Source organism: Pantoea osteomyelitidis, assembly GCF_044342975.1.
Taxonomy (GTDB): Bacteria; Pseudomonadota; Gammaproteobacteria; order Enterobacterales; family Enterobacteriaceae; genus Pantoea; species Pantoea osteomyelitidis.
The window spans coordinates 390,966-404,364 of record NZ_JBGFSN010000003.1; the positions used below are offsets into that span (position 1 = coordinate 390,966).

At 58.6% G+C, this 13,399-nt stretch carries 10 protein-coding genes and 1 riboswitch; of the genes, 2 read left to right on the top strand and 8 right to left on the bottom strand.

The window, feature by feature from the left end; genetic code table 11:
* Window positions 1-95: 95 nt before the first annotated feature.
* Complete coding sequence (gene polB / locus ABU178_RS04075; protein WP_397212230.1) at window positions 96-2,456, bottom strand: DNA polymerase II; 2,361 nt, start codon at window positions 2,454-2,456, stop codon at window positions 96-98.
* 163 nt (window positions 2,457-2,619) lie between these two features.
* Here polB and ABU178_RS04080 point away from each other — a divergent pair, with 163 nt between their 5' ends.
* Complete coding sequence (locus tag ABU178_RS04080) at window positions 2,620-3,384, top strand: DedA family protein (protein WP_397212232.1); 765 nt, start codon at window positions 2,620-2,622, stop codon at window positions 3,382-3,384.
* Here the strand turns inward: ABU178_RS04080 and thiQ are convergent.
* From thiQ to thiB, 3 genes are read right to left on the bottom strand one after another with little or no spacing between them, the layout of a single operon-like run.
* Window positions 3,381-4,082, bottom strand: a complete 702-nt coding sequence (gene thiQ, locus ABU178_RS04085; RefSeq protein ID WP_397212234.1) for a thiamine ABC transporter ATP-binding protein ThiQ — start codon at window positions 4,080-4,082, stop codon at window positions 3,381-3,383. The genes ABU178_RS04080 and thiQ overlap by 4 nt on opposite strands.
* Window positions 4,066-5,676, bottom strand: a complete 1,611-nt coding sequence (gene thiP, locus ABU178_RS04090; RefSeq protein ID WP_397212236.1) for a thiamine/thiamine pyrophosphate ABC transporter permease ThiP — start codon at window positions 5,674-5,676, stop codon at window positions 4,066-4,068. Before thiP ends, thiQ begins: the two co-directional genes overlap by 17 nt.
* Window positions 5,652-6,638 (bottom strand): thiamine ABC transporter substrate binding subunit, encoded by a 987-nt coding sequence (gene thiB, locus ABU178_RS04095; protein ID WP_397212237.1) that lies wholly within the window; start codon window positions 6,636-6,638, stop codon window positions 5,652-5,654. Before thiB ends, thiP begins: the two co-directional genes overlap by 25 nt.
* A 47-nt stretch (window positions 6,639-6,685) precedes the next feature.
* Window positions 6,686-6,790, bottom strand: a riboswitch (TPP riboswitch).
* 153 nt (window positions 6,791-6,943) lie between these two features.
* Here thiB and ABU178_RS04100 point away from each other — a divergent pair.
* Window positions 6,944-8,122, top strand: coding sequence for a sugar efflux transporter (locus ABU178_RS04100; RefSeq protein ID WP_397212239.1), 1,179 nt, complete (start codon window positions 6,944-6,946; stop codon window positions 8,120-8,122).
* A 37-nt stretch (window positions 8,123-8,159) separates the two neighbouring features.
* On the opposite strand, the gene leuD is transcribed toward ABU178_RS04100, so the two are convergent.
* Genes leuD through leuA form a run of 4 tightly spaced genes read right to left on the bottom strand, consistent with a single transcriptional unit; the run spans window position 8,160 to window position 12,840 of the window.
* Entirely contained in the window at window positions 8,160-8,765 is a 606-nt protein-coding gene (leuD, locus tag ABU178_RS04105) for a 3-isopropylmalate dehydratase small subunit (RefSeq protein ID WP_397212240.1), read from the bottom strand.
* A gap of 3 nt (window positions 8,766-8,768) precedes the next feature.
* Window positions 8,769-10,178 (bottom strand): 3-isopropylmalate dehydratase large subunit, encoded by a 1,410-nt coding sequence (gene leuC, locus ABU178_RS04110; RefSeq protein ID WP_397212242.1) that lies wholly within the window; start codon window positions 10,176-10,178, stop codon window positions 8,769-8,771.
* Window positions 10,179-10,180: 2 nt separating this feature from the next.
* Window positions 10,181-11,272 carry a 3-isopropylmalate dehydrogenase gene (gene leuB / locus ABU178_RS04115; protein ID WP_397212244.1) on the bottom strand — a complete coding sequence of 364 codons (1,092 nt, stop codon included), beginning with the start codon at window positions 11,270-11,272 and terminating at the stop codon, window positions 10,181-10,183.
* A gap of 2 nt (window positions 11,273-11,274) precedes the next feature.
* Window positions 11,275-12,840 (bottom strand): 2-isopropylmalate synthase, encoded by a 1,566-nt coding sequence (leuA, locus tag ABU178_RS04120; RefSeq protein ID WP_397212246.1) that lies wholly within the window; start codon window positions 12,838-12,840, stop codon window positions 11,275-11,277.
* Window positions 12,841-13,399: the final 559 nt, after the last annotated feature.

Below are 13,399 nucleotides of genomic sequence, written 5' to 3' on the forward strand. Positions count from 1 at the left end.
CTTGTCCACCAGACGATAACATCTGGTCAGGCTGTCAGAGCGGTGAGATTCAGGAAGGGCGCTATGGTACTGGAAGGTGAGACGTTCGTCACCTGTCAAAACAGCCCCAGCTGTCCTGTTATCAGTGTAGCAAAGTCGCCTTCAACAAAAGGCAGAATGCCATCTGCGACGGGTTGTAGCTGCTTTGTTACATAGTGATCGTAGTCCAGCGGCGTAATGCGCGCCTCCAGCGGCTCTGGCCCGGCGGTCGCCATCACGTAGCGAATCCGGCCGCCATTCTGGTACTGCAGAGGACGGCCCAGCTTACGGTTTTCTTCATCTGCGAGCCGCGCCGCCCGCACATGCGGCGGTACGTTGCGCTCATACTCTTTCAGAGGACGACGCAGCCGTTTTTTATAGACCAGCAGATCGTCCAGCTCCCCTGCTAATAGCTGCTGCACGGTGTCGCGCACATAATCCTGCCACGGCTGGTTATGGAAGATGCGCGAGTAGAGCGCCTGCTGAAACTGCTGGGCCAGCGGCGTCCAGTCGGTGCGCACCGTCTCCAGCCCTTTAAACACCATACGCTCGCTGTCGCCTTCGCGGATCAAGCCGGCATAGCGCTTTTTGCTGCCCTGTTCGGCGCCGCGAATGGTTGGCATCAGAAAACGGCAAAAGTGACTTTCATACTCCAGCTCCAGCGCGCTGGTCAAACCCCAGGTTTGTTGCAGATGTTCGCGCCACCAGGCGTTAACTTTCTGCGCCAGACGCTGACCAATCGCCGCCGCCTGCGCGTCGTCGTGGGCCATTTTCAGCCAGACAAAAGTGGAGTCGGTATCGCCGTAGATCACGTCGTATCCTTCCGCCTCAATCAGCTGGCGCGTTTGCTGCATGATCTCATGTCCGCGCAGAGTAATAGAGGAGGCGAGGCGCGGGTCGAAAAAGCGGCAGGCGCTGGTGCCGAGCACGCCGTACAGGGCGTTCATGATGATCTTCAGCGCCTGCGACAGCGGTTTGTTGCCCTGTCTTTTCGCCTCTTCACGTCCCTGCCAGATCTGGCTGACAATCTCCGGCAAACAGTGCGTTTCACGCGAAAAGCGCGCGCCGCGAAAGCCGGCAACGGAATCGGCATCGTCGGGATGGGCATTGCCTTCCACCAGGCCCACAGGGTCGATTAAAAACGTGCGGATGATCGAGGGGTAAAGGCTTTTGTAATCCAGCACCAGCACCGATTCGTACAGGCCGGGGCGAGAATCCATGACGTAGCCGCCGGGGCTGGCTTCGTTGGCCACTTCGCCGTGACCGGGCGCCACGAAACCGGCGCGATGCATGCGCGGAATGTAGAGATGACTGAAAGAGGCGACCGAGCCGCCGTGACGATCCACCGCCAGGCCGTTCACTGCCGCACGCTCCAGCAGAAAGGGCATGATTTCCGTCTGGTGAAAAATGCGCGTCACCAGTTCGCAATCTTTCAGGTTGTAGCGCGCCAGCGCCGGTTTATCGTTGGCGAAGCGCCAGTTAATCTCCTCCATGCGCTGCCAGGGATTATCAATCGCTTTGCCTTCGCCGAGCAGCGCCTGCGACACCGACTCCAGGCTGAAGGAGGGAAAATCCCAGAAGGCCGACTTCAGGGCGTCGATACCGTCGATAATCAGCCGTCCCGTGGCCTGCGCGAAGAACACGCCGGGCTTAAAGCCGTGCTCGCGCCACTCCAGCGCCTCCTGCTGACGGCCAAGCCGCAGGGGAATGCCGTAACGATCGGCATGCTTTTGCAGCATACGCAGATCGAACTGCACCACATTCCAGCCGATGATCACGTCAGGATCGTGCCGGGCAAACCAGGCGTTAAGCGCTTCCAGCAGCTGCTGGCGGCTGTCGAGGTAGAGTAGCTCAAAGTCGAGGCTGCTGGCGTCGCCGTTCGGCGGTCCCAGCATATAGACCTGGCGCTGGCCGCAACCCTCAAGCCCGATGCAGTAAAGCTCGCCGTGCTGGGTGGTTTCAATATCCAGCGATACCCATTTCAGCGGGGGACGATAGTCGGGATGGGGCTTCAGACGGGCGTTAACCAGGCTGTTGCCCTGCGGTTCGCCGCTGAACCAGACCGGCGCGGTGATAAAGCGCTCCATCAGGAAACGCTCCGGCGGACGGATATCCGCTTCATAGATCGGAATGCCATTCTCGCGCAGCAGCTTTTCCAGCCGTTGCAGCTGCCGGTGCTGGCGGCAGTAAAGCCCAAAAACCGGACGGCGACGGAAATCTTTCAGCTGCAACGGCGCGAGGCGCACCTGACGCTCATCCGCCAGCAGCGCTTCCACCTGCGGCTGAAAAGCCACGGGAATAAAGGCGACCGACTCCTGAGGCGGCAACACCAGCCGCTGCGGGCCGTTATCGGTCGCCAGCCAGAGGATCACCTCGGTGCCGTTTGCGCTGTCGCGCCAGTGACGGGTAAGCAGAAAACCTGCGCGTGGGCTGTTCACGATCTCTCCGGTAGGTAGTTGAAGAGAGTATAACATGGTTATTTATACAGTTGCGCGTTGCTGCGGTTTGTCAGCGCATGCCAATATCCCACTACAATTCTTACCTTGACGCTATGGCGCAGGCTCAGGACAATCCAGCCTTCTGTTTCTGTTGAGGAAGGTTATGGAAGCCTGGGTACAACACCTGTTTACGCAATCGCTGGAGTGGGCGCTGTTTGCCGTCGCGCTGGTGACATTTCTCGAATCGCTTGCGCTGGTGGGACTGCTGCTGCCCGGCACGGTGCTGATGGCAAGCCTCGGCGCGCTGGTCGGCAGCGGCCAGATTGGTCTCTATCCCGCCTGGGCGGCGGGACTGGTAGGTTGCCTGCTGGGCGACTGGATCTCTTACGGCATCGGCTGGAAATTCCAGGGGCCGCTGCACCGCTGGAAGTATCTGAAAAAGTATCAGGGATTGCTGGATAAAACGGAACATGCGCTCTGGCAGCACAGCATGTTTACCATTCTGGTGGGACGCTTTGTCGGCCCGACGCGCCCGCTGATCCCGCTGGTGGCGGGGATGCTGGAACTGCCGGTGCGTAAATTCCTGCCGCCGAATCTGATCGGCTGCGTATTCTGGACGCCGCTGTACCTGATGCCGGGTATTCTGGCCGGGGTCGCCATCGACGTGCCAAATGCGGATCAGAGCAGCGGGTTTAAATGGCTGCTGCTGTTAGTGGCGCTGGCGGTCTGGCTGGGCGTCTGGCTCTGCTGGCGCTGGTGGCGCAGCGGCAAAACGCAGGATTGGGTGTCGCCTCTGCTAACGGCGCAGCGTCTGCGCTGGCTGGCGCCGCTGGGGTTGCTGATCGCCGTGGCCGCTTTCGTTGCCATCCAGTTCCATCCGATGATGCCGACCTTCCGTCATCTGCTTGGTCGGGTTTTCCTCAGCTAACGCAGCGGGATGCCAAGCACGTCGGCTTCCCGCGTTTCTCCCGATAACAGTTGTGTGGTCGCGCCGTCCCAGTAGATGCGGCCATCCACCACCACCAGGCTGCGCGGGGCAATTTGCGCCGCATCCTCCAGGCTGTGCGACACCATCAACAGGGTGATGTCGCGCTCTTCGCAAACGCTTTTCACCAGTTGCAGCATCTCTTTACGCAGCGCCGGATCCAGCGCGGAAAAAGGTTCATCCAGCAGCAGCACCGGCTGCTGACGCAGCAGACAGCGCGCCAGCGCAACGCGCTGCCGCTGCCCGCCGGAGAGCTGGCCCGGCAGCCGTTGCAGCAGATCGCTTAAACCCACGCGGGTGGCGATCTGCGCCAGCTGCGCGCGCTGATCGGCATTCAGCTTCAGGCCGGGATGCAGCCCAAGCCCCATGTTCTGCGCCACGCTCAGATGCGGAAACAGGTTGTTCTCCTGAAACAGCATCGAGACCGGCCTTTTTGCCGGGGCGCTGCGGCTGTGATCCTCGCCGTTGAGCAGCAGCCTGCCCTGGCTGATCGGCAGAAAGCCCGCTATCAGGCTCAGCAGGGTGCTTTTTCCCGCGCCGCTCGGACCGAGGACGGCCAGCCGTTCGCCACGCTGCGCCGTAAAGGAAAAGCGCATCGGCAGATGCTGGTAGAGATAGGTCAGGTTAGTAAGTGTCAGCATGGCGGCCGGGCAATTTTTCCATCAGGGTAAAAAGAAGCAGACAGAGCAATAACAGCAGCAGGGCGGTGACTGCGCCATCCTGACCGCGGTAGGCCCCTATCTGCTGATAAAGATAGAAGGGCAGGGTACGAAAATCAGCACTACCGAACAGTGCGACGACGCCGAAGTCGCCAATAGAGAGCACGCAGGCAAACGCCAGCGCCTGTGCGAGAGGGCGCTTCAGCGCCCGCAGCTCGATCAGCCTCAGCCGGTTCCAGCCGCTGATATCAAGCGACAGGCAAAGCCTTGTATAGCGTTCGGCCACATCGCGCATCGGATTCCCCAGCACCTTGATGGCATAGGGGATGGCGATCAGCGCGTTGGTAAAAATCACGATGCCATCCGCCGACTGCGGCAGACCGATAGTAGCGTTGAACAGCAGAAAAAAGCCGGTGGCGAGCACGATACCGGGCATCGCCAGAATCAGCATGCCGCTCATTTCCAGCATCTGCGCCGGCCAGCGCTGCTGTCGCAGACGCAGTTCGCGGCTGCTCCAGAGCAGCATCAGGGTCAACACCACGCAGAGCAGCCCGGCGCCCAACGCAATGCGTAGCGAGGTCAGGGCCGCCAGCCAGAGCGCAGGCTGGCGCAGCGCGCCGCTCAGCCCGCCGTTCAGTCCGTCGACGATCACCGCCAGCAGCGGCGGCAACAGCAGTAGCAGCGCCAGCGCAATCAGCAGGCCATCGCTGAGACGGGAGAACCACGAGTCCTGCGGATCGCGCCAGCCCTGCATCACGCTGCTGCCTGTGGGAAGCGCATTGCTCAGCCGCTGGCTCAGCAGCGCCAGCGCCAGACAACAGCTGAGCTGGATCAACGCCAGCAGCGCGGCGCGCCCCGGATCGTAGTCGTAACTTAACGCCTGATAGATCGCCAGCTCGATAGTGGTGGCCTGCGGCCCGCCGCCCAATGACAGCACGGTGGCGAAACTGGCGAAGCAGAGCATAAAGATCAGCGCGCCCGCGGGCAGCAGCTGGCGTCGCAACCACGGCCACTCCAGCAGGCGAAAACGGTTCCAGCCACGCATACCGAGCTGCGCCGCCAGCTGACGCTGTTCGCCGGGTATGCTTTCCAGCGCCTGCAACAGCAGTCGGGTGGCAAGCGGCAGGTTAAAAAAGATGTGCGCCAGCAAAATGCCCTGCAGGCCATAGGGAGAAAAATGATAATCGATGCCGATCCAGCGGCAGAGCTGCGCCAGCCAGCCGACGCGGCCATAGACGGTCAGTATGCCAAACACCGCCACCAGCACCGGCAGCACCAGCGTCATGGCGCACAGGCGCAGCAGCAGCTGGCGACCGGGAAAGCGTCGTCGCCACAGCGCGCGCGCCAGCGCAATCGCCGGAATCACGGAAAAGAGCGCGGAGAGCAGCGCCTGCCAGAAAGAGAAGGCGATAACGTGATGCAGATAGCTATCAGTCAGCAGGCCGCGCCATGCAATCTGCGGCGCAGCCTGCCACAGCGCGCCAAAGGCCAGCAGCGCGACGCCGCACAGCAGCAGCGCGGCGAGCAGGCCCGGCAGCAGCCAGCGGGCGATCAGCGGCTGACGGCGCGTTGCCATGCGCTGATCCACTGTGCGCGATTGTCGGCAACCTGCTGCGGCGTATACTGCAACGCGGTCTGCGGCACGCTGAGCACGTCATAACCTTTTGGCAGATCGCTTTTGATCACCGGATACATCCAGTTGCCGCCGGGAATGGTCTGCTGGAAGGCCGGGGAAACCATGAACTGCATAAACTGCTGCGCCAGTTTCGGCTGCTTGCTGTTTGCCAGCCGTGCCGCCACTTCCACCTGCAAATAGTGGCCTTCACTAAAGTTCGCCGCCGCGTAGTTCTGTTTATTCTCTTCGATAATGTGATAAGCCGGAGAGGTGGTATAGCTCAGCACCAGATCGCCTTCGCCTTTCAGGAACAGGCCGTACGCTTCGCTCCAGCCTTTGGTGACGGTGACGGTTTTCTGCGCCAGCTTTTGCCAGGCCTCCGGCGCCTTATCGCCATAGACTTTTTGCATCCAGAGCAGCAGTCCTAATCCCGGCGTGCTGGTGCGCGGATCTTCATAAATAACTCGCCATTTTTCCGGGCTTTCCACCAGCTCTTTCAGGCTTTTCGGCGGGTTTTTTAGCTTGTTCTTGTCATAGACGAAAGCGAAATAGCCGTAGTCGAAGGGAATAAAGGTGCGGTTCTGCCAGCCGCCCGGCACGGTCAGCGACGAGGTATCGACCTCGCCGGGCGCGAACAGGCCGGTTGCCTGCGCCGCCTGCACCAGATTATTATCCAGGCCGAGCACCACGTCCGCTTTGCTGTTTTTCCCTTCCATACGCAGACGATTCAGCAGAGAAACGCCATCTTCCAGCGCCACATAGCGCAGCTCGCAGCCGCACTGCGCCTCAAAAGCTTTTTTTACTGCCGGACCGGGGCCCCAGTCGGCGGAAAAGGAGTCATAGGTGTAGACGGTTAACACCGGTTTGGCGGCCAGCGCCGGTGCGGATAACAGCAGCAGAACGGGCAATATTTTCTTCAACACTTTGCGCTCCTTGAGAGGAAGGATGATATGAGTCGCAAAGGATCTGAGCGGAGAGACATCTCAAATCCCTACGCCGGGGCTAACCGGATCAGGTTCGACGGGTATTTCTCAGCCCTTTATCGCAGCGATAAACAGCACCCCGTTGAGAACGGCTCATTCTAGTCATTTCCGTCGCCGGGTGAAAGGTTTACAGCGAACCCGACGGAATACGCCAACGGCGTTAACTTTACTGGCTTTTTCCTTTTGCCTGTGAAATCTTCTACCCTTTCCTTTCCCCTCCGTTTCATCCTGTAAGGGATTTCGGTATGAAATCGCTGTTAACACGACAACGCCGGTTTAACCCGGTCTATCTGGCCTTTATGGTCGTTTCCTTTATGATTGGCGTTGCCGGCGCCTTGCAGGCTCCTACGCTCAGCCTGTTTCTGACGCGCGAGGTGCAGGCAAGGCCTTTCTGGGTCGGGCTATTTTTCACCGTTAACGCTATCGCTGGTATTGTGGTCAGCCTGCTGGTGGCGAAGCGATCCGACAACCGCGGCGACCGGCGCATGCTGATTCTGTTCTGCTGCGGCATGGCGCTGATTAATGCGGTACTCTTCGCCTTTAATCGCCACTATCTGACGCTCATCACCCTGGGCGTGTTGCTGTCGGCGCTGGCCAGCGTCTCGATGCCGCAGATTTTTGCCCTGGCGCGTGAATATGCCGATCGTTCGGCGCGCGAAGTGGTGATGTTCAGCTCGGTGATGCGGGCGCAGCTGTCGCTCGCCTGGGTCATCGGCCCGCCGCTCTCCTTTGCTTTGGCGCTCAACTACGGTTTTGTCGTGATGTTTCTGGTGGCGGCGGCGCTGTTCCTGGTTTGTCTGATTCTGGTCTGGTTTACCCTGCCTTCGGTGCCGCGCATTGCGCAGTCACCGGAAGTGCTGCTGACGCAAATCAGCGGCTGGAAAGATCGCAACGTGCGTCTGCTGTTTATCGCCTCGGTGACGATGTGGACCTGCAACACCATGTATATCATCGACATGCCGCTCTGGATCAGCACCACGCTGGGCCTGCCTGAAAAGCTGGCGGGACTGCTGATGGGATCTGCCGCCGGGCTGGAGATTCCGGTGATGCTGCTGGCAGGGCACTATGCGAAGCGGCTGGGCAAACGCAAGCTGATGCTGATTGCCGTGGCGGCAGGGGTGCTGTTTTATCTGGGGCTGGTGCTGTTTCAGTCACGCACCGCGCTGATGGTATTGCAGCTGTTTAACGCCATCTTTATCGGCATTATTGCCGGGATCGGCATGCTCTGGTTTCAGGATCTGATGCCGGGACGGCCAGGGGCGGCCACCACGCTCTTTACCAACTCCATATCTACCGGGATGATTCTGGCCGGAGTGCTGCAAGGCGTGCTCAGCGAGCATTACGGACACGGTGCGGTTTACTGGCTGGCGCTGCTGCTGTCGATTGTGGCGTTTGCGCTCTCGACGCGCGTGAAGGATGTCTAAAATAACGGGCAACCTGCGTTGCCCGTTGTTTTAACCATTAATGCAGGAAGGCGGGCTGTTTCTGCTCGTAGTCGGCGATGGCGTCGTCGTGTTGCAGCGTCAGGCCGATGCTGTCGAGACCGTTAATCATGCAGTGGCGGCGAAAGCTGTCGATCTCAAAGCTGTGGGTTTTGTCGCCGGCGCGCACGGTCTGCGCTTCCAGATCCACGGTAAACTGCACGCCCGGCTGGGCGGCGACCAGCTTAAACATCTCATCCACTTCTTCTTCGCTCAGCTTCACCGGCAGCAGCTGGTTGTTAAAGCTGTTGCCGTAAAAGATATCGGCGAAGCTGGGGGCGATCACCACGTGAAAACCGAAGTCGGTCAGCGCCCAGGGCGCGTGCTCGCGCGAGGAGCCGCAGCCGAAATTTTCACGCGCCAGCAGAATGCTGGCGCCTTTAAACTCCGGCTTGTTCAGCACGAAATCGGGATTCGGCACCTTGCCGGCATCGTCAACAAAACGCCAGTCGTTAAACAGGTGCTGGCCAAAACCGGTGCGCGTCACCTTTTGCAGAAACTGCTTGGGAATGATGGCGTCGGTATCCACGTTCGCCGCATCCAGCGGCGCCACAATGCCGCTATGTTGAGTAAATTTTTTCGCCATGACTCACACTCCTCCGTTCAGTTCGCGAATATCGGCAAAATGGCCGGTTACCGCTGCCGCCGCGGCCATCGCCGGGCTGACCAGATGGGTGCGTCCGCCACGACCCTGACGACCTTCAAAGTTACGGTTGCTGGTTGACGCGCAACGCTCGCCCGGATTCAGACGGTCGTTGTTCATCGCCAGACACATGGAGCAGCCCGGCAGACGCCATTCAAATCCCGCCTCGAGGAAGATTTTGTCCAGACCTTCCGCTTCCGCCTGCGCTTTCACCGGGCCGGAACCCGGTACCACCATCGCCATCACGCCCGGTGCCACTTTGCGCCCTTTGGCAATCGCCGCAGCGGCGCGCAGATCTTCAATACGCGAGTTGGTGCAGGAGCCGATAAAGACTTTGTCGATGCTGACGTCGGTCAGTCGGATGCCCGGCTGTAAGTTCATATAGGCCAGCGCTTTTTCCGCCGAGGCGCGTTCTACCGGATCGGCAAAAGAAGCCGGGTTCGGGATCAGCTGATCCACCGCAATCACCTGACCCGGATTGGTGCCCCAGGTCACCTGCGGCGCGATCTCTTCGGCATGCAGCGTCACCACGCGATCAAATTGCGCGTCGGCGTCCGACTTCAGGGTACGCCAGTACGCTACCGCCTGTTCCCACTTCTCGCCCTGCGGCGCGAACTGGCGGCCCTTCAGATAGGAGAAGGTGGTGTCATCCGGCGCCACCAGGCCCGCTTTGGCGCCCATCTCGATCGCCATGTTGCACAGCGTCATACGACCTTCCATGCTCAGCGCTTCGATGGCCGGGCCACAGAACTCGACGACGTGACCGGTGCCGCCGGCGCTGCCGGTTTTGCCGATGATCGCCAGCACGATATCTTTTGCGGTGATACCGGTTGCGGCTTCGCCCAGCACTTCAATCTTCATGGTTTTGGCGCGACCCTGCTTCAGGGTTTGCGTCGCCAGCACATGTTCTACTTCCGAAGTGCCGATGCCGAAAGCCAGCGAACCGAAAGCGCCATGAGTCGCAGTATGGGAGTCGCCGCAGACAATGGTCATTCCCGGCAGGGTCATCCCCTGTTCCGGGCCGATCACATGCACGATGCCCTGGAACGGGTGATTCAGGTCATAGAGCTGCACGCCAAACTCGCTGCAGTTTTTAATCAGCTCCTGCATCTGGATGCGCGCCATTTCGCCGGAGGCATTGATATCTTTGGTCTGCGTCGAGACGTTGTGATCCATAGTCGCGAAGGTCTTTGACGGCTGACGCACTTTGCGGCCGTGAGCGCGCAGACCATCAAAGGCTTGCGGCGAGGTCACTTCATGGACCAGGTGACGATCGATATAGAGCAGTGGCGTCTCGTTGGGCGCTTCGTAAACGACATGTGCATCAAATAACTTCTGGTATAAGGTCTTGCTCATTTTTATTTTTCCTCTGCGATAAAGCGGGCAATGATGCTGCCCATCTCATCGGTGCTGACTGCCTGGCCGTCGCCAGCCAGATCGCGGGTGCGGTAACCCTCTTCCAGGGCGCGGCTGATGGCGCGCTCGATGCTGTCGGCGGCCTCGTCGGCGTTCAGGCTGTAGCGCAGCAGCAGAGACAGCGACAGAATCTGGGCGACCGGGTTAGCGATGTTTTGCCCGGCGATATCGGGGGCAGAGCCACCCGCCGGTTCAAACAGGCCAAAGCCTTGCTCGTTCAGACTGGCTGACGGCAACATTCCCATGGAACCGGTGATCATGGCGCACTCGTCAGAGAGAATGTCGCCAAACAGGTTGGAGCAGAGCAGAACGTCAAACTGCGACGGATCTTTGATCAGCTGCATGGTGGCATTATCGATGTACATGTGGCTCAGCTGCACATCCGGGTAATCTTTTGCCACTTCATTCACGATCTCGCGCCACATTACAGAAGTCTGCAAGACGTTGGCTTTATCTACCGAGGTCACTTTCTGACGACGCTTGCGTGCCGACTCGAAGGCGATGCGGGCGATGCGTTCAATTTCGAAACGGTGATAAACCTCGGTATCGAATGCGCGCTCATGCGGGCCGCTGCCTTCGCGGCCTTTCGGCTGGCCAAAGTAGATGCCGCCGGTGAGCTCGCGCACGCAGAGAATATCGAACCCTTTCGCAGCGATGTCGCTGCGCAGCGGACAGAAAGCTTCCAGACCTTTATACAGCGCCGCCGGACGCAAGTTGCTGAACAGCTTGAAGTGCTTACGCAGCGGCAGCAGGGCGCCGCGCTCCGGCTGGGCGGCGGGCGGCAGATGCTCCCACTTCGGGCCGCCGACGGAGCCGAACAGAATGGCGTCGGCCTGCTCGCAGCCCGCAACGGTAGCGGCCGGCAGCGGCTCGCCGTGACGATCGATGGCGATACCGCCAACATCATATTCGCTGGTGGTGATACGCATATCAAAGCGCTGACGAATGGCATCCAGCACCTTGATAGCCTGCGCCATCACTTCCGGGCCGATACCGTCGCCTGGCAATACCGCGATATGAGAGGAGTTTGACATAGTTACACCGTTTCCTTCTGCTCAGTCTTAAATTTACGCTGCAATTCTTTTTCAACTTGTTTGGCGCGCCAGATATTATTCAGGGCGTTCACCATCGCTTTCGCCGAGGATTCGACGATATCTGTCGCCAGGCCCACGCCGTGGAACTTACGACCGTTGTAATTCACTACGATATCCACCTGGCCCAGCGCGTTTTCGCCGTGGCCTTTGGCGGTCAGCTTGTAGTTCACCAACTCGGCATCAAACTCGGTGATGCGGTTGATCGCCTGATATACCGCATCCACCGGGCCGTTGCCGGTGGCCGCTTCCGCTTTCGCTTCGTCGCCGCAGCCCAGATTGACCGAGGCGGTAGCAGTGATGCTGGAACCGGACTGCACGTTAAATTCGTTCAGCTGGAAATATTCCGGCTCTTCGTTCTGTTTATTGATGAATGCCAGCGCTTCCAGATCGTAATCAAATACCTGACCTTTTTTGTCGGCCAGCTTCAGGAAGGCGTCATACAGCGTATCCAGGTTGTAGTCGCTCTCTTTGTAGCCCATCTCTTCCATGCGGTGTTTCACCGCCGCACGGCCGGAGCGTGAAGTCAGGTTCAGCTGGATTTTGTGCAGGCCGATCGACTCCGGCGTCAGGATCTCGTAGTTTTCGCGATTTTTCAGCACGCCATCCTGATGAATGCCGGAGGAGTGAGCGAAGGCGTTAGAGCCGACCACCGCTTTGTTCGCCGGGATCGGCATGTTGCAGATCTGGCTGACGATCTGGCTGGTGCGCCAGATTTCCTGATGATGAATATTGGTATGCACATTCATGATCTGCTGACGGGTTTTGATCGCCATGATCACTTCTTCCAGCGCGCAGTTACCGGCGCGCTCGCCCAGTCCGTTCAGAGTGCCTTCTACCTGACGCGCGCCCGCCTGCACGGCGGCCAGCGCGTTGCCAGTGGCCATGCCCAGATCGTCATGGGTATGCACAGAAAGAATCGCTTTGTCGATGTTCGGTACGCGCTGGATCAGCTGGCTGATAATGGCGGCGTACTCGCCCGGCAGGGTATAACCCACGGTATCGGGAATGTTGATGGTGGTGGCACCAGCGTTGATCGCTGCTTCAACCATACGGCAGAGATCGTCAATCGGCGTACGACCGCCATCCTCGCAGGAGAACTCCACATCATCGGTATAGTTACGTGCACGTTTGACCATATGTACCGCGCGCTCAATCACTTCCGGCAGCGTGCTGCGCAGTTTGGTGGCGATATGCATCGGCGAAGTGGCGATAAAGGTATGAATGCGAAAGGCTTCTGCAACGCGCAGCGCTTCATAAGCGGCATCGATATCTTTCTCAACGCAGCGCGCCAGGCCGCAGACACGGCTGTTTTTGATGCTGCGGGCGATGGTCTGAACAGACTCAAAATCACCAGGAGAAGAGACCGGGAAACCCACTTCCATCACATCAATGCCCATGCGCTCTAACGCCAGAGCGATCTGCAGTTTTTCTTTCACACTCAGGCTCGCCTGTAAGGCTTGTTCACCGTCGCGCAGAGTGGTATCGAAAATAATAACTTGCTGGCTCATGTTGTTCATCCTTTTGCGTTATCTTCGCCTGTGCAACGAGCATAAAAAAACCCGCGCATGGCGCGGGTTTTTAACTTTTTGCAGGCTCGAATCAGTGTTTGATTTCGCCCACAAGGTCACCGCGCAACATAATTGCGTTAAGTAGTAGACCTGGTAGGCGGAAAGCGCGAAACATGGATTCAAACCTCATAAAATTTTTTGCTGCCCCTATTGGTACTGGAATCAAGATAGGATGTCAACCATAAGTAAAAGGTTATTAAACGAAGCGATAAAGAAAAATATGCTGCGATTAACTTCTCAGACAGCGTAATGAAAAGCAGTAACGGCAGGTAATAAAAATAAAAGGCGTAAATCAGGGTTTTTAGTGGTTTTTTTTGCGTATATGATATTGAATTATATACTATTATTATCGTTTTCTTCGGCGCGGGAAACAGCCGGAATGCAGGTTGGCACAGAGGAATGTCATGCCCAGCGGCTGTTTAAAGGATAATAACGCCAGAAATCAATTGTCCGGTAAAATAGTGGGCTAAGCAGCGAGAGAATGAATTTTAAATATTTC

Coding starts and splice junctions, on each gene's coding strand:
- leuC (WP_397212242.1), bottom strand. CDS start 10,178: ATGAGCAAGACCTTATACCAGAAGTTATTTGATGCACATGTCGTTTAC.
- ABU178_RS04100 (WP_397212239.1), top strand. CDS start 6,944: ATGAAATCGCTGTTAACACGACAACGCCGGTTTAACCCGGTCTATCTG.
- thiP (WP_397212236.1), bottom strand. CDS start 5,676: ATGGCAACGCGCCGTCAGCCGCTGATCGCCCGCTGGCTGCTGCCGGGC.
- ABU178_RS04080 (WP_397212232.1), top strand. CDS start 2,620: ATGGAAGCCTGGGTACAACACCTGTTTACGCAATCGCTGGAGTGGGCG.
- leuA (WP_397212246.1), bottom strand. CDS start 12,840: ATGAGCCAGCAAGTTATTATTTTCGATACCACTCTGCGCGACGGTGAA.
- thiQ (WP_397212234.1), bottom strand. CDS start 4,082: ATGCTGACACTTACTAACCTGACCTATCTCTACCAGCATCTGCCGATG.
- leuD (WP_397212240.1), bottom strand. CDS start 8,765: ATGGCGAAAAAATTTACTCAACATAGCGGCATTGTGGCGCCGCTGGAT.
- leuB (WP_397212244.1), bottom strand. CDS start 11,272: ATGTCAAACTCCTCTCATATCGCGGTATTGCCAGGCGACGGTATCGGC.